Source organism: Erwinia sp. L03-1 (genome assembly GCF_058686115.1).
In genome coordinates, this window is sequence record NZ_CM178762.1 from 3913938 (window position 1) to 3930536 (window position 16599).

Here is a 16599-nt window from a genome sequence, read left to right on the forward strand (position 1 = left end):
CAGGCATGTTGATGGTTATCTCTCCGGCTAAGACGCTGGATTTTGAAAGCCCGCTGGCTACCCGTCGTTTTACCCAACCTGCCCTGCTGGATGATTCACAAAAACTGATCGAAATAGCCCGCCGGCTGACGCCCGCACAGATCGGCACGCTGATGAGCATCAGCGACAAGCTGGCCCACCTCAACGCCGAACGCTTCAACGACTGGCACCCGCCTTTCAGCCCCGATAATGCCCGTCAGGCGATTCTGGCCTTTAAAGGCGATGTGTATACCGGGTTACAGGCCGAAACCTTTCATGAAAAGGACTTCGATTTTGCCCAGCAGCATTTGCGTATGCTCTCCGGGCTGTACGGCGTGCTGCGACCCCTGGATCTGATGCAGCCCTACCGTCTGGAAATGGGCATCAAGCTGGAAAACCCGGCCGGGAAAGATCTCTACACCTTTTGGGGCGACCGACTGACCGACGCGCTGAATGCCGCGCTGGCCGAACAGGGCGACGATATCCTGATTAATCTGGCCTCGGACGAATATTTCAGGGCGGTGAAACCTAAAAAACTGGCGGGTCGCATCATTAAACCGGTCTTTCTTGATGAGAAAAACGGCAGGTTTAAGGTCATCAGCTTTTACGCTAAGAAAGCACGCGGGCTGATGAGCCGCTACATCATCCAGCATCGTCTGAGCCAGCCGGAGCAGCTTAAAAAATTCGATGTCGATGGCTACTTCTTCGCAGCGGAAGAGAGCAATGACAGCGATCTGGTCTTTAAGCGCCGCGAGAATCCATAACCTTAAATGATGCGTACGCGGCTTTTGCGAGTCTAAAGCCGTATTTTCTTCCCCCTTCCCTGCCTCTCCATACCCTTTAGTTATAACCGGTGACAGAAACCGAACGCGCGATCCTTTATTGCCCACCCAAGGCCTGTTGCAGCAAATCAGCCATTGGGAGGTAGGTATGGATCAGCACGCACTGCGCAAAAACCTAAGCGATCGGGTCTGGCAGGCCACGCATCTTCAGCCGGATAATACTCAGGCCACGTTCGACAATCCTGTACCGACGGCCGCGAAGCCCTGGCTCTGCGCGGCGGCAAAACACCTCGGCGTCAAAAAAGTCGATCGGCAGCAGTTTGCTGCCTCCGGACGCCTGAGGCTGGATGCGCTGGACGTGGTAGCCATTTGCCAGCGGGAAGCTCCTGTACCCCTGTGGCTGGTGGTTGGCTTCCTGCAACCCCCTGCTGCACTCCATCCCGAGGTCTGGCAGGAGGCGCTGCTCAGAGCGAGCGATGTCGCCATGGGCCTGAGCGGCATCGCCCTTTCGCTGGATGAGAAGGGCCAGACACGGCTAACACTGCGGCTGTCTTTTGATATATGGCAGGACGCAGAAGCCCTGGCAGAGAGATTAAACGACCTCCATTCGCTGGCCTCAAGCCTGACAGACTTACTGCTCTCTTCCGCAGGCGAGCAGCCGCCCTCCACGAATACCCACGCTGTTGCACCCGTTGAAGATTGGGTGACAGAGTGGCGGCAAACAGCGTCGTTGCGACTGGATGAGCTTGTCGAACAGGCCATCAGCCATCGCTGGCATTATTCGCTGCTGCATCAGGCCCTCACCCTGCTTGACCTCCCCCCCTCCCGCTATCGGCTGGAGGGCTGTTGCTGCATCCTTAACTTCCCTGAAAGGCAGTTCACCGTGCTTGCCGATGGCGATCGACGCCACCTCCTGATCTCAACGCCCCTGTCACTGGATGTCACACCCGGCTCCGCGCAGCAACGCCTGTTACAGGCTAACAGCGAGCTAATGGTACTGACCAACTGCTCGCTGGCGCTGTGCGGTGAAACGCTGTGCCTGGTCTGCCGCTGGGACACTCTGGGGCTGGACGGTTCCGATCTCGCCAGTTGGCTTGCCGACCTTATGACGCTCAGCGTCGCCATGACCGTCGCGAACAAACCGTAGCCTGAATCGGAGCATAATGATGAGCGATACCATCCGGCCGGCTTCCGGCCAGTATGAAATACCCAGGCTGGGCGGGCGCGGCGATGAAGAGAGCGGGCCGCGCCCCGATGCTGCGCCGGGACGCGCAGCCCGGGCAGCCGCCAGCGCGGGGCAGTTTTTCTCAACGCTCAGTGAGAGTGCCTGGAAGAGCACAAAAACGGGCGGAGGCAAACTATGGGACGGCAGCAAAACCGCAGGTAAGCTGGGGTGGCAGGAGACGGCAGCTTCCGCCGCCGATTTAGGGAAATTTACGCTGGCTCCCCTGCAAAACAAAGCCTGGGGGGCGCTAAGTGGTCATGCCCTCCAGCAAATGATCACCTGCGGGCTGCCGACAATGGCCCGTGAAGAAGCCTTTATTGAGGCCTATAACCAGCTGCTCCCCCATCTGGTGGAAAAACATCCTGCCGTCGCCGTGACTCTACAGGCCGTTATCTCTCTTGCCAACGTTGCTCTACAGCATCATCTTCGTGAGCCTCGTCTTATGCGGCAGACGGAACCGGACGCGCAGCCTCAGTCTGGTACCGTACAGCCCGATGAGGTGGCCGTGCGCGGTCAGTTTGGTCTCAGTCCAGACCAGGCCAACGTGATAAAGCGCGACAAACCCGCTGAATGGGCTCGCCTGAGTCAGCAAACGGTAAAAGATTCAAAGCGCGTTTCCGGTCAGCAGGTTATGGCTGAAATGCTGAATGTGGGCATGTCGCTGGCGGGCGTACTCAGCGGGAATCCGGCCCTGACAGCGCGCGTAATGAGTACACAGCTGCGCAACGTTATCTATGCGGGAGCCAGGGAGTCGTTGCAGGCGACGGGAAGCCTGGTGGCCTCACGTAAAGGCACGCCAGGCTATGGCGTTAATGACGACAATATGAGTACCAATGCGGCCTGGTATACGTTAAACACGCTGGCAATGGGAATGCTACAGGATGGGCTGATCCAGAAGGCGCTGCCAAAAGGCTATAGCGTTTCCGGCCCGGAAATCCGCGATGCGGCAGGCCAGCGCCTGACCGGTAAAGCGCTGCATGAAATGGGTGCTATTGTATCGGCTCTGCGATCGGCCTGTAACGCCTTTATCGAAACCGGTGATGCTTTTCTCGGCAAGCACTACGACAGCAAGCAGGTGGGTGACACGCAGAAATTCTCCCCTTCCCTGCCGATGAAGGATTACGCCCGTCTGCTCGATCACTCCATCGCCCGACTGAGCTGGAATAATTTTGCCAACAGCAGCACGCTGGCCTCGCAACAGATACTGACGGCGCTAACGAAAGGCCCTATCTCCCCGGTACTCTCCAGCCTGTTCAACAACGCCGGGACCGCGGCCGCCTTTGGCCTCACCTATAAAATGGTGAACCAGATTTATCAGGCGCACAGTAAGGTTCGCGGGGCTATTGCAGCAGCGCCCGCAGAATCACCGGCCCCCCCATCGACAACAGCAGCACCCGCAGAATCACCGGCACCGGTTAGCACCCGTGATCCCCAGGCCAGCATAATCACCGATATCGCAAGCCGCCAGTAACACCCGGCCAGCGCAACCCGCCGTGGCCGGACTGCGTTCGTCTGATGGCACGCCGGGAAAGGGGGAACAGGGAACTCGGGGTGGGGGATGAAGAGGAGGAAAGGAGGAAAGGAGAAGAGAGTTAATCAAAAAGGCCCTTACCGAAGTAAGGGCCACAGCGAAAGGCCGCAAGGAGTGGGGCCGCAGGCGTTATTTATGCAGCAGGAATTCGCGTAGCGCGGAGAAGTCCGCCGCCATCTTGTGGGACAGCAGCGGCAGTGCGGCCCGTTCGGCCAGCGCCTCTGGCAGCGGCAGCTTACGCTCGAGTACCGCTTCCACGCTTTCGATAAACTTAGCCGGATGCGCCGTGCTCAGGAACAAACCGTACTCCCCTTCCTGCAGCTGATCGCGCAGCAGGCGATATGCGATCGCGGCATGAGGTTCAGAGATATAGCCCAGTTCCGCCAGCTCGCGCATGGTTGCCTTAGTGGTTTCATCATCCACCGCACCATAGCCGAGATCGGTCAGGCGCCAGGTTTTACGGCGGAAGATCTCCTCGACGCGCGGCCAGTTGTTAGGCTGGCTGACATCCATGGCGTTAGACAGCGTGGAAACGGTCACGTTAGGCTGCCACTCGCCGCCGGTCAGGAAGCGCGGAACGGTGTCGTTGGCGTTGGTCGCGGCAATAAAGCGCTTCACCGGCAGCCCCAGGGATTTCGCCAGCAGCCCCGCCGTCAGGTCGCCAAAGTTGCCGCTTGGCACGGAGATAACTAACTGATTACGTTTTTCCTGCGGCAGCTGAGCGACCGCCTCAAAGTAGTAACAAATCTGTGCCAGCAGACGGCTGATATTGATGGAGTTGGCCGAGTTAAGGCCAATGGCTTTGCGCAGCGGCTCATCATCAAATGCCTGCTTAACCAGCGACTGACAGACATCGAAATCTCCGTCGATGGCGATGGTCTGAATGTTGCCGCCCAGGGTACAAAACAGCTTCTCCTGTAGCGGGCTGATTTTGCCCTGAGGGTAGAGGATCACCACGCGAACGTTTTCCATGCCGTAGAAAGCATGGGCAACGGCGGCGCCGGTATCGCCCGAGGTGGCGGTAAGAATGGTGATTTTTTCATCCGTTCCGCTCACATATGAGAGCATCTGCGCCATAAAGCGGCCGCCGAAGTCTTTAAACGCCAGCGTTGGGCCGTGAAACAGCTCCAGCGAAGCGATATCGTCGGTGACCTTTGCCACCGGTGCAGGAAAGGCAAAGGCGGTTGCCAGGCGCTCTTTTAGCTGATGCGCGGGGATCTCATCGCCAATAAAGGCCGACAGGATTTTGCTGCTGCGGGTAACGAAATCCATCTCCAGCATCTCGTCGATATCGGTCAGCTCAAACTCAGGCAGTTCAAGCGGGAAAAAAAGCCCCTGCTGCTTGCCCAGGCCCTGCCTGACCGCCTGTGAAAAGCTTACCTGCTCGTTATGGTCCTTAAGATTATAGAGTTTCATACGTTATCCCAGTTTACGTGCGCCTGCCGTATCAATACGACAGATATGAACGAAGCCTTCATCATTTTGCAGATAGTGCTGGCTGAGCCAGTCAGCCATACGCTGAGCCGTTTCCAGCTGGTTGCTGACGGCAAACAGCGTGGGGCCGGAACCGGAAATGCCACACGCCAGTGCGCCAATACTCTTAAGTTCCTGCCGCGCCAGGGCAAAGCCTGGTAACAGTTTAGTGCGGTAAGGCTCGGCTATCACGTCACACATCAGCTTCGCTGCCAGCTCCGGCTGCTGGGTGTGACAGGCATGAACGAAGCCCCCCAGATAACGGCCGTGTTGAATAATATCCTCTTTGCGATACTGCGCGGGAAGGATCGCCCGCGCTTCTGCGGTCGAGACTTTAATACCAGGGTAGGCCATCACCCACAGCCAGTCGTCAAAGCTCGGTACTGGCTGGCTGATAATGCCGTTTGCTTCCAGCATCAGCTGGATACCGCCAAGAAAGCAGGGCGCGACGTTGTCATAATGGACGCTGCCGGATATACGCCCTTCCAGCTCCCCCATCAGCGCCAGCAGTTCAGTATCGCCAAGCGGTTTGCCACAGTGTTCATTCATTGCCACCAGGCCAGCTACCACCGAGCAGGCGCTGGATCCCAGACCTGAACCGATAGGCATATTTTTTTCCAGCGTCATCCTGACCGGCACCCGCTTGCCAATGGCCTCACAGAAGCGATCCCAGCAGTGCCAGACGATGTTGTCCTGCGGATCGGCGGGCAGCTTGCTGACAAAACGGCCCCCATTGTGCAGGCTGAACTCACTGGCTGCCTCCACGCTCACGCAGTCGCCCAGCAGCGTACCATCAATTGGCGAAACCGCCGCACCCAGCACGTCGAAGCCCACGCTGACGTTGCCGATTGAGGCCGGGGCATAAATTTTAACCATCGTTAAACTCCTAACTTCCATGACAGGGTACGCAGCAGATCGGCAAACACGCCGGCGGCCGTGACATCGTTACCCGCGCCGTATCCGCGCAGCACTAGCGGAATAGGCTGATAATAGCGGCTATAAAAGGCCAGCGCATTCTCGCCATTTTTTACCTTATACAGCGGGTCGTTACCGTCGACGGCGTCAATTTTCACCCGGCAGCGCCCCCCTTCTTCAATGGCCCCCACGAAGCGCAGGACCTTATTCTCATCGCGTGCCGCCGCGACGCGCGCAGTAAAGGCGTCATCCAGCTCCGGCAAACGCGCCATAAATGCGTCCGCATCTGCCAGCGAGGTAAGGGATGCTGGCAATATGGCTTCAATTTCAATATCGCTCAGCTCCAGCTGGTATCCCGCCTCGCGGGCGAGGATCAGCAGCTTACGCGCCACGTCCATGCCTGACAGATCGTCACGCGGATCCGGTTCGGTAAAGCCCAGCTCACGCGCCATTTTCGTCGCGGCAGAGAGGGAGACGCCCTCATCCAGCTTGCCGAAAATAAACGACAGGGAACCGGAAAGAATACCGGAAAAGCGAATCAGCTCGTCCCCGGCATTCAGCAGGTTTTGCAGGTTTTCAATGACCGGCAGGCCCGCGCCCACGTTGGTGTCATACAGGAATTTACGGCGCGATTTAGCCGCTGCCGCGCGCATCTGCTGATAATAATTCCATGATGAAGTGTTGGCCTTTTTATTCGGCGTCACCACGTGGAAACCCTCGCCCAGGAAGTCGGCGTACTGGTCCGCTACCGCCTGGCTTGAGGTACAGTCGACGATCACCGGATTCAGCAGATGATACTCTTTCACCAGGCGGATCAGACGCCCGAGGTTAAACGGCTCCTTCGCCTCCTTGAGTGCATCCTGCCAGTTATCCAGCGGGATGCCGTGTACGTTGGTCAGCAGCGCGCTGGAGTTGGCGATACCGCACACCCGCAGGTCAATATGCTTATTTTTAAGCCAGGCCTGCTGACGGTGCAGCTGTTCAATCAGCGCAGCACCCACCCCCCCCACGCCAACAACAAACACTTCAATCACCTGATCGGTAGCAAACAGCATTTGATGCACCACGCGAACGCCGGTAGTCGCATCGTCATTATTGACCACGACGGAGATAGAGCGTTCTGACGATCCCTGAGCAATGGCGATAATATTGATATTCGCGCGGGCCAGCGCAGAGAAAAATTTGGCTGAGATCCCGCGCAGGGTACGCATGCCATCCCCTACCACCGAAATCACCGCCAGCTTTTCCATCACGTCCAGCGGCTCCAGCAGGCCATCCTTCAACTCAAGATAAAACTCCTCCTCCAGCACCCGCCGCGCACGAGCCTGGTCGCTTTGCGGTACGCAGAAACTGATGCTGTATTCTGATGAGGATTGGGTGATCAGCACCACGGAGATGCCGCTGCGCGACATGGTGGCAAAGACCCGGGCGGCCATACCGACCATACCCTTCATGCCCGGGCCGGAGATGTTGAACATCGCCATATTATTAAGGTTAGTGATGCCCTTCACTGGATTTTCATCATCAGTGCCGTCGCCGCCAATCAGCGTGCCGGGCGCCTGCGGATTAGCGGTATTTTTAATCAGGCAGGGAATATGAAACTGGGCAATCGGGGCGATGGTGCGCGGGTGCAACACTTTTGCGCCGAAGTAGGAAAGCTCCATCGCTTCCCGGTATGACATAGATTTCAGCAGCCGGGCATCGGGAACCTGGCGCGGATCGCAGGTATAAACGCCATCGACATCCGTCCAGATTTCACAGCAGTCGGCGCGCAGACAGGCGGCCAGTACGGCCGCAGAGTAATCCGAGCCGTTACGTCCCAGTACCACCAGTTCGCCTTTATCGTTACCGGCGGTGAACCCTGCCATCAGGATCATATTTTCAGGTGGGATCTGACTGGCGGCAATCCGGCGGGTCGACTCCGCGATATCCACGGTTGATTCAAGATAGTGCCCCACGGCCAGTAGTTTCTCGACCGGATCGATAACGCTAACACCGTAACCGCGCGCCTGAAGCAAAGCGGCCATAATGGCTATCGACAGCTTTTCACCCCGGCAGATAATGGCCGCGTTGACGCTGTCCGGGCACTGCCCCAGCAGGCTGATGCCGTGCAATACCTGCTTCAGCTGTGCAAATTCCTGTGCGACCAGACGGGTAACGCCCTCGTCATCGAAGCCGGGCTGTGATTTGGCCAGCCCCTCGATTAGCGCGGCGAAAATGCCTTCTGCGTCGCTCATATTCGGTAGCGTATCCTGATTGCCGATGGTTTTTTCGATCATCGCGACCAGATGATTCGTGATCTTCGCTGGCGCGGACAATACGGTGGCAACCTGTCCCTGCTTCGCATTACTTTCCAGAATATCAGCCACGCGCAGAAACCGTTCCGCGTTAGCTACTGAGGTTCCACCGAATTTCAGCACTCGCATTCTAACTCTCCTGAATTTTTGCCGAAAAAAAAGCCCGCACTGTTTAGGTGCGGGCTTGTTTTTATTTTTTCCTGTATGCGTCAGCCCGCACCGTTACTCGTGGTAATGGTGGTGGTAATAATGATTGTTGTCATCAGGCTGTGGTTACGCATTATAGATTTATCATCTGTCTGTTTATAAAATCTGTCGGCTTTCAGAAGTAAAGCAATCGCCTTGCTAAGTCAATTTTTTTATCTTTCCCTCATCCCAGCCAACGAGAGGAGGCCACAGGGATTTGCCCCAGGCTCAGCGCTTATCTTTCAACCCGCACGGAAAAATCAGCAGCACCTTCTGGTAATGCAAAATTAATCAGCGTTTTTATCTGTAAGATTTTTTTCAATGTCATGCAGCAGACGATGCAGCATGGCACTGTCGCGCTGGGCCAGCAGGCCAAGGCGCTGCGTCAGCCAGTCGGCAAGTTTGCGATCGTCGCTCACCGCCAGCCGCTCAAGCAGCACGTCACAGCGCTGCCGCAGCGCCGCCAGCTGATGCACGTCCGCCGCGATCTCTGGCCGGGCGCTGACCTGACGCAGCGTGGAAAGCTGGTAGCAGTAAACCATAACCGCCTGGCCCAGGTTTAAAGAGGGATAATCTGCTGCCATCGGAATACCGGTCAGCACATCGACCAGCGCCAGCTCTTCGTTGGTCAGGCCGGTATCCTCGCGGCCAAACACCAGCGCCATGCTGTTAATCCACTGCTGCTTCTCCTCAAGCAGCGGCAGCAGCTGCTGAGGCGTGGCGTAATAGTGGAATCGTGCACGGCTCCGGGCCGTTGTCGCCACGCTAAAGTCGATGTCATGCAGCGCAGCCGCCAGCGAATCCCAGTGGGTGGCATTATCCAGAATATCTCCCGCACCGTGGGCCACCCTGCGCGCCGCGGGGTCCAGATGCGCCTCGCTATTAACAATACGCAGCGTATCAAAACCCATCGTTTTCATGGCGCGCGCCGCAGCGCCAACGTTCTCAGCCCGGGCCGGGGAAACAAGGATCAGAGGGAAATGCATAATGGCCTTAATGTTCATCCAACAGGAATAGTAGTGTGACAGGATCGCATTAAAATAAAAGGCGATGATAAATAACAAGCCAACAACATCCGCAGGCATGCGTGTGAGGGAACAAACTCAGTTCTGCCTTAAATTAGTTCCACTCTTATATATAAATCTACGTTAGATTGTAATAAATTCTTATAAATCAAAGTAATAGCAAATGTTAAAACGTCATTGGGCCAGACTGATGCCACCGCCGCCGATATCAGGAAAAAACAGGCATAATTGTGAGCTAAGCTGGCATTCTGGTAAGAGTTTTTCACAAAAGGGTTAACGTGCTACACTTGGTTTGATATAAGTCAACTAAGCGTTGTTTTATTACATATTGTTAGTGGCCAGTACTGTTATGTTACTGTTAATGCAGTTAGGATATACGCCTTTTCAGACCCCGCTACGGCAGGGTCTGACATCTTACTGGGGCAGCGGAACCGGTCGATGCTGATGAGGATGAGTATATCCTGCACATCATTCTGTACAGCTGAGGTTATGCATCGGATAGCGTGAGTGCGACATCCAGATCGGTGTAACTGCTGTATGCCCTGTTTCGATTTTGTTGGCAATTTTAGGTAGCGAACACATGCAGACCCCGCACATACTTATCGTTGAAGACGAATTAGTTACTCGTAATACTCTCAAAAGTATTTTTGAGGCCGAAGGCTACATGGTTCATGAAGCTACGGATGGTGCTGAAATGCACCACATATTGACCGAGAACGACATCAACCTGGTGATTATGGATATCAATCTCCCCGGGAAAAATGGCCTGCTGTTAGCGCGTGAACTGCGCGAACAGGCTAACGTGGCACTGATGTTCCTGACCGGAAGGGATAACGAAGTCGATAAAATCCTTGGTCTGGAAATTGGTGCGGATGACTACATCACCAAACCGTTTAACCCGCGTGAGCTGACCATACGCGCCCGCAACCTGCTATCGCGTACCATGAATCTTGCGCCGCAGAGTGAAGAGCGCAAGCTGGTCGAAAGCTATCGCTTTAACGGCTGGGAGCTGGACATCAATAGCCGCTCACTGGTTGGCCCGCAGGGAGAGCAGTACAAGCTGCCGCGCAGTGAATTCCGCGCCATGCTGCACTTCTGCGAAAACCCGGGCAAAATCCAGACCCGCGCCGATCTGCTGAAGAAAATGACCGGCCGCGAGCTGAAGCCTCACGATCGTACCGTTGACGTCACCATTCGTCGTATTCGTAAGCACTTCGAACCCACGCCGGATACACCAGAAATCATTGCCACCATCCACGGTGAAGGCTATCGTTTCTGCGGCGATCTTCAGGACTGAATCCCCCCTTTTAGCGATGAACAGGGCCGGTTATCCGGCCCTTTTTTTGTTGCAGATCATTTGTTCCACGGCATAATAGGCACGGCGCTCAGGGCATTTTTAGGTGAACCATTCACGATCTTGTCGGAATAGCTCAGATAAATCAGGGTATTACGCTTTTTGTCATAAAAGCGCACCACCTGTAATTTTTTGAACACCAGCGACGTTCGTTTACGGAACACCACCTCGCCCTCGGCTTTATTCTGGGCAATGCTGTCACTGAGTTCTACGGGCCCCACCTGCTGACAGGAAATGGCCGCGTCTGAGGTATCTTCTGCCAGCCCCAGCCCGCCCTTAATGCCCCCGGTTTTAGCCCGGCTGATATAACAGGTTACATTTTTTACATCCGGGTCATCGAAAGCTTCGACCACGATTTTATGATCCGGGCCTAATATCTTAAACACCGTATCCACTGACCCGACTTCTTCCGCCTGTGCGGCGAAGGATGAAAAAATCACAGACGTGATAATTAACAATTTTCTCATTGTCATAACGTTACCATTGCGTTGAAAATAGATGACATTGTAAGTTATCAGCTCAGGCAATTACCTGCCTGGGACAGCCCACAAAACCTGACGCGCTCTGGTATAGCATATCCGCAGCGATTAACAACGCATAGCGCGTCAACAGCGGCATAACGCATCATTTCTTTAGTACTACTCCGAACCAGGATGAGGACGTTTATATGGATCAGGCCGGTATCATTCGCGATTTGCTCGTCTGGCTTGAAAGCCACCTTGATCAGCCACTGTCGCTGGACAATGTTGCAGCTAAGGCAGGCTATTCGAAATGGCATCTGCAAAGAATGTTCAAGGACGTTACCGATCACGCTATTGGTGCGTATATCCGGGCACGGCGTCTGTCAAAAGCCGCAGTTGCCCTGCGGCTGACCAGTCGGCCAATCCTGGATATTGCCCTTCAGTACCGCTTTGACTCCCAGCAGACATTCACTCGCGCATTTAAAAAGCAGTTTAACCAGACCCCAGCCTGGTATCGCCGTTCAGCAGACTGGAACGCTTTCGGCCTCCGTCCGCCTATCCGGCTGGGCGACTTTGTCCTGCCTGAGGCCGCTTTCGTTACCCTGCCGGACATAGAGCTTATCGGCCAGACGCAGAGCTATACCTGTACGCTGGAGCAAATTTCCTTCTACCGTGACGAAATGCGCGCGCACTTCTGGCGTCAGTTCCTGGCCGAAACGGATAGGGTGCCGCCGGTCCTGTACGGGCTACATAGGGTGCGACCGAGTATTGAAAAGGATGACGAGCAGGAGATCTTCTATACCACGGCGGTGCCGTCAGACAAGCTGTCGCAGCCGCTACAGTCTACGCAAAAGGTTCAGCTGGAAGCAGGTGAATATGTGCAGTTTACCTACGACGGCCCGCGCAGCAATTTACAGGAGTTTATCCTGTTAATTTACGGTACCTGTATGCCTACGCTACAGCTTACCCGCCGACACGGCCAGGATATCGAACGCTTTTATACCCACGGCGGGAAGAAGCTGTCAGAACCGCCCAAAAATATACGCTGTGAATACTTAATTCCTATCCGTTCGCACACTGAAACCCAAACGGCATAGCATAAGGGCGAAATAATTCGCCCTGTTATCTTTGACCGCACGCCATCAATCAGCGCTGTAACTCATCCAGCGCGGGCGCATCCAGGTGTGAAATATCCCCTGCGGTTTCCACAATCCAGCCCGATGCCAGCCAGTCGCTTTGCTGATGATCGACACGTGAGATTGAACAGTTACGCAGCCTCAGCCGACGCTCCGCATGCGCGGGCAGCCCGAGGATGGTGCTGACCAGCACGCCGAGTGCCATACCGTGACTGACCAGCAGGGGGCGACTGCCGGCGGGCAGTTCAAGACAGGCATTAAGCGCGTCATGCATTCGAGCCGCCATCTCCGCCATAGATTCCCCCTGGGGGATACGGCCATTTACGGTGCCATTGACCAGCGCTTTACGCCAGCCCTCCTCCTCTTCCGTCAGATGGTCGATAGGGCGCTGCTCCAGTACGCCCATATTCAGCTCACGCAGGCGCGGATCGAGCGTAACGTCGCAGCCGCAGGCGTGGGCAATAATTTCAGCGGTGCGCTGAGTACGACCTAAATCGCTGGCGATAACATGGGTGATGCCGACGTGTTTGACGCGCTCGCCCACCTGGCGGGCCTGATACTCTCCCTTATCCGTCAGCGCGCTGTCTGACTGTCCCTGAATGCGGCGCGCCGCATTCCATAGCGTTTCTCCGTGACGAACAAGATAAACCTGTAGCATGCTATTTTCCGTTATACTGCAAAAAAATTACGTAAAGGGTTCAATCAATTATGTACCATGTTGTCGCCGCTACCATTAATCCAGCAAAAATTAAGGCAATTTCTCAGGCATTCAGCGATATCTACGGTGAAGGATCCTGCCATATTGAAGGGGTAGAGGTCGACAGCGGCGTGGCTGCCCAGCCGCTTACAAATGCTGAAACGAGAACTGGCGCACGTCATCGCGTGATGAATGCCCGCCAGGTCAGACCTGAAGCCGATTTTTGGGTCGCTATTGAGGCCGGAATAGAAGACGACAGCGCTTTCGCGTGGATGGTGATTGAAAACCATAAGCTTCGTGGCGAATCGCGTTCAGCCAGCTTTACCCTGCCAGCAGTGGTACTGAAAGGGATTGCGCAGGGTCGCGAACTGGGTGAGGAGATGGCCCGTCTGACGGGTATTGATAATATCAAACAAAAAGGCGGCGCGATTGGCGCTTTTACCGCCGGACTGCTGAGCAGAACCAGCGTCTACCATCAGGCGTTGATTCTGGCATTATGCCCTTTTCATAACGACGTCTATCAAATGAAGCCCGCCGACGATGCCGATTCAGAGATCATCTGAAAATGCCGATTCAGAACTCATCTGAAGATGCCGACTCAGGGCTTATCTGAAAATGCCAATCCAGAACTCATCTGAAGATGCCGACTCAGGGCTTATCTGAGTCCGATAGCAGTTCTGCCTCCAGCCAGCCCTTCAGCGCAGGGGGCGCGCTTTTCAGGCTGTTAGATCCCCGCGTTATCGTCGCGATACCGACGCCCAGATCGTTTTTCAACTCACGCTGGCTCAGTTCACCCCGCATCAGCTCTTCAATAATGCGCAGGCGCGTGCCGAGTGACTCACGCTCGTCGGGCGTCAGCATCAGCTGCAGAAGCGGCAAATGCAGATTTTGGTTGAAGGCGCGCTGTAGCAGCGCGACGAAACGCTGCCACTCTTCGTTATGTGGCTCCGCCGTAACGGGAACAGAAGAATCGGTCATGTCAGGCCCATACTCATAAACTAGTACAGCAGCATAACATACCCCTTTACAGATCAGTAGCGCCGCTGCCACTCCGCGTCCGACAGGATTTTATCTGGCTTGCTCATCAAATGCCGATAGTAAGCATCGTAGGCCAGCACATTTTTGACATAACCCCGGGTTTCAGAAAAGGGTATCGTCTCAATAAATGCTACCGCATCCAGCCGCCCTGCACTGTTCCCCAGCCAGGTTCTGACGCGGGACGGGCCTGCATTATAGGCCGCCGACGAAAATATCCGGTTCTCACCAAACTGCTGATACACCGACTCCAGATACTGCATGCCGATCTGAATACTGGTTTCAGGATCCAGCAGCTGGCTACTGTTGCTGTAGCCGGGCAGGCTGTAGCTTTTCACCGTATGCTGTGCGGTCGCGGGCATAACCTGCATCAGACCTGCGGCGCCGACCGGGGAGTGAGCCTTAGGATTCCACGCGCTCTCCTGGCGGGCAATCGCCATTGCATAGCTGATAGGTAGCGCTTTGCCGACCCCATAGCGCTGGAACTGCTCCTGATAAGCCAGCGGGAAACGCTCCTGTAAGCTGTTCCACAGCTTGCCGGTAATGGTCGCCTGAACGCTCAGATCCCACCAGTTTTGCTCGCGCGCAAAGCGGGCCAGCTGCTGCTGCTGCTGGCCGCTGTTTTTGCTGGCCACCAGATAGCTCCACTCCGTTCGGGCCAGGTTATCCATCCCCCAGTACATCAGCTCCCTTACGCGGGAAATTTCTGTTCCTGTGGTCAGGGCAGCGTCCGGTGAGGCGGCCTGATCAATCTGCAGCGGGTAGGGTTCACCCAGCCTTTGCGCGGCCACCATCGGATAGAATCCGCGCGCCTTCATCAGTCCATGCAGGATTGTTTCCGCTTCTTCTTTCCGCCCCTGCTCCAGCAGCAGATCGGCCTGCCAGTACTGCCACTCATCTTTTTGCTTCGCTTCCAGCGGCAGGCGGGCAATCCAGGTATTCATACCGCGTCGGTCGTTATTGCCCAGCGACATTCTGACCCGCCGCTCAATCAGGGAGGTAGACTCGCTGCGCATCACCACATTGTCCCGCCAGCGAGCCTGCTCAGAGGTGGTGTCATTACCCATCAGACGCCAGGCAACCGCCTCGTTAAGATCCTGCTCATCGCTCTCGCTCATTTTTTGCAGGCGCACCAGCGAGGGGATCATCGCCCGGGCGTTTTCAGCATCCTCACGCGCCACGCGAGCAAAGGCAATGGCCGTTGCCTGGCGGGTAAAGTCAGTGGGACCCACCGTCCGGGCAAAACTTTCCACGCTGGCAGGATTATTTTGCAGATCCATAACGGCGTTCGCCATGGTCTGATAATCGCCAGGCAGCTGCTTCGCCAGGGTGTTCACCAGGCTGGTATTGCCCTCTTTCATCGCCAGGCGGATGCGCGCCAGGGTGGTAATCGGCGTTTGCTCACCTGCGGCCTGCCAGGCGCTAAAAAGTTTGTCGCAGGCGGAGGGCAACGAGGTTCCCCGCAGCCAGATAGATTTCGCCCCCTGCCAGGCCACCTGCTGCTGGCCTGTCGCCCATTTGGCGTAGTACCAGTTACAGCGCGCCGCTACCGGTTTTGGCTCGTCGGGACTGAACACCAGCAGGCCTCGCCAGTCCTGACGATATGCCAGCTCGTTGATGAAGCGGGCGGAAAGCGAACGCACCGGCGGCAGCGTGGGATATTTTTTGATAAACGCGTCGACGACGAAGCCGCTTTGCTGGTCCAGGTTCTGCGTCAGTTCACGGTACTCCAGATAGGGATAGAGCGGATAATCGCGCAGCGTTGGCATCAGCTCCGCCACTCTGTCCATCTGTTTGCTGTCCCAGGCCTGCTTAATTTGCTGGTAGCGGCTGCGCTGCGCATCCAGCGAATCCGCCTGTGCCGTGCCGGTGATAGCGGTTAAACAGGCGCCTACTATCCAAAACTTCCATTTGTCGACCATGACTTTCCTCACGTTTACGCCTCTCTTTGTCCTGAACACTGAATCGCTCCCTTCATGCTAACCAGGCTGGAGCCGTCCCGCTATGTAATGCAGAAAAATTTACGCTACTCATTTCTGCGGGCGTCTGGTGTACCAGGTGCAGAAGGGGCCAGTTCAGGAAGAGCTGGTCCTTCTGACTGCAAGATCCCCCCGTCGTGCGGACGGAGGACTGCCCAAATTGTCCCGGATATTTCATTGGATAAAATCGCCCTTACAGATGAATTAACACAATAAAAGTTAATTATCAGGGATAATTAAATTACCATCTCTTAAAAGAACGCCAATCTCTAAATAGAAACAAATACTGACCGCAGATGAAAAAATAAAACCCCATTCAGGAGGCGGGTTTTAGATATTAAGATTACTATCTCAAGACAAAAGTTATAATACCTAAAAGTAATTAAAATAAACGCATAACGAAATACCTATAAATGTGTATTATAGTTTCCAGGTATTTATATACTGGCCTGCCGGTAACCACTTTTATTTTACTATCCTTAAAT

Annotated in this window: 15 protein-coding genes and 1 other annotated feature; of the genes, 6 read left to right on the forward strand and 9 right to left on the reverse strand. The window is 55.3% G+C overall.

Annotated features, from left to right (window positions below; all coding sequences use genetic code 11):
- Positions 1-5: 5 nt before the first annotated feature.
- The 3 genes from yaaA to AC4PCC_RS17980 all read left to right on the forward strand — a co-directional run bounded on the left by yaaA (position 6) and on the right by AC4PCC_RS17980 (position 3496).
- The gene (gene yaaA / locus AC4PCC_RS17970) at positions 6-782 is read left to right on the forward strand and encodes a peroxide stress protein YaaA (RefSeq protein ID WP_492125428.1); all 777 of its coding nucleotides are present in this window, start codon (positions 6-8) and stop codon (positions 780-782) included.
- A gap of 166 nt (positions 783-948) precedes the next feature.
- Complete coding sequence (locus AC4PCC_RS17975) at positions 949-1947, forward strand: type III secretion system chaperone (RefSeq protein ID WP_492125429.1); 999 nt, start codon at positions 949-951, stop codon at positions 1945-1947.
- A 16-nt stretch (positions 1948-1963) separates the two neighbouring features.
- Positions 1964-3496 (forward strand): hypothetical protein, encoded by a 1533-nt coding sequence (locus AC4PCC_RS17980; protein WP_492125430.1) that lies wholly within the window; start codon positions 1964-1966, stop codon positions 3494-3496.
- Positions 3497-3685: 189 nt separating this feature from the next.
- On the opposite strand, the gene thrC is transcribed toward AC4PCC_RS17980, so the two are convergent.
- From thrC to AC4PCC_RS18005, 5 genes are all read right to left on the reverse strand, one after another.
- Entirely contained in the window at positions 3686-4972 is a 1287-nt protein-coding gene (gene thrC, locus AC4PCC_RS17985) for a threonine synthase (RefSeq protein WP_492125431.1), read from the reverse strand.
- A gap of 3 nt (positions 4973-4975) precedes the next feature.
- A complete protein-coding gene (gene thrB / locus AC4PCC_RS17990; protein WP_492125432.1) occupies positions 4976-5905 on the reverse strand; it encodes a homoserine kinase in 930 nt (309 codons plus the stop codon).
- A 2-nt stretch (positions 5906-5907) separates the two neighbouring features.
- Complete coding sequence (gene thrA, locus AC4PCC_RS17995; protein ID WP_492125433.1) at positions 5908-8370, reverse strand: bifunctional aspartate kinase/homoserine dehydrogenase I; 2463 nt, start codon at positions 8368-8370, stop codon at positions 5908-5910.
- Positions 8371-8393: 23 nt separating this feature from the next.
- Positions 8394-8515, reverse strand: a sequence feature (Thr leader region).
- Entirely contained in the window at positions 8451-8522 is a 72-nt protein-coding gene (gene thrL / locus AC4PCC_RS18000) for a thr operon leader peptide (RefSeq protein ID WP_073981044.1), read from the reverse strand. Its footprint overlaps the feature before it by 65 nt.
- A 192-nt stretch (positions 8523-8714) precedes the next feature.
- Positions 8715-9413, reverse strand: a complete 699-nt coding sequence (locus AC4PCC_RS18005) for a tRNA/rRNA methyltransferase (protein WP_492127560.1) — start codon at positions 9411-9413, stop codon at positions 8715-8717.
- A gap of 619 nt (positions 9414-10032) precedes the next feature.
- Between AC4PCC_RS18005 and arcA the strand changes: the two genes are divergently transcribed.
- Positions 10033-10749, forward strand: coding sequence for a two-component system response regulator ArcA (arcA, locus tag AC4PCC_RS18010; protein WP_492125434.1), 717 nt, complete (start codon positions 10033-10035; stop codon positions 10747-10749).
- Between the two features lie 56 nt (positions 10750-10805).
- On the opposite strand, the gene creA is transcribed toward arcA, so the two are convergent.
- Positions 10806-11279, reverse strand: coding sequence for a protein CreA (gene creA, locus AC4PCC_RS18015; protein WP_492125435.1), 474 nt, complete (start codon positions 11277-11279; stop codon positions 10806-10808).
- Between the two features lie 194 nt (positions 11280-11473).
- On the opposite strand from creA, the gene robA reads away from it, so the two are divergent.
- A complete protein-coding gene (robA, locus tag AC4PCC_RS18020) occupies positions 11474-12364 on the forward strand; it encodes an MDR efflux pump AcrAB transcriptional activator RobA (protein ID WP_492125436.1) in 891 nt (296 codons plus the stop codon).
- A 49-nt stretch (positions 12365-12413) separates the two neighbouring features.
- Here robA and gpmB read toward each other — a convergent pair whose 3' ends face one another.
- Positions 12414-13061 (reverse strand): 2,3-diphosphoglycerate-dependent phosphoglycerate mutase GpmB, encoded by a 648-nt coding sequence (gene gpmB, locus AC4PCC_RS18025; protein ID WP_067709154.1) that lies wholly within the window; start codon positions 13059-13061, stop codon positions 12414-12416.
- Between the two features lie 50 nt (positions 13062-13111).
- On the opposite strand from gpmB, the gene yjjX reads away from it, so the two are divergent.
- Positions 13112-13663: an inosine/xanthosine triphosphatase gene (gene yjjX, locus AC4PCC_RS18030; protein WP_492125437.1), complete on the forward strand. Its 552-nt coding sequence runs from the start codon at positions 13112-13114 to the stop codon at positions 13661-13663.
- 85 nt (positions 13664-13748) lie between these two features.
- Here yjjX and trpR read toward each other — a convergent pair whose 3' ends face one another.
- On the reverse strand, positions 13749-14078 hold the full coding sequence (gene trpR / locus AC4PCC_RS18035) for a trp operon repressor (protein ID WP_492125438.1): 330 nt from the start codon (positions 14076-14078) through the stop codon (positions 13749-13751).
- A gap of 53 nt (positions 14079-14131) precedes the next feature.
- On the reverse strand, positions 14132-16057 hold the full coding sequence (gene sltY, locus AC4PCC_RS18040; protein ID WP_492125439.1) for a murein transglycosylase: 1926 nt from the start codon (positions 16055-16057) through the stop codon (positions 14132-14134).
- Between the last annotated feature and the right edge of the window lie 542 nt (positions 16058-16599).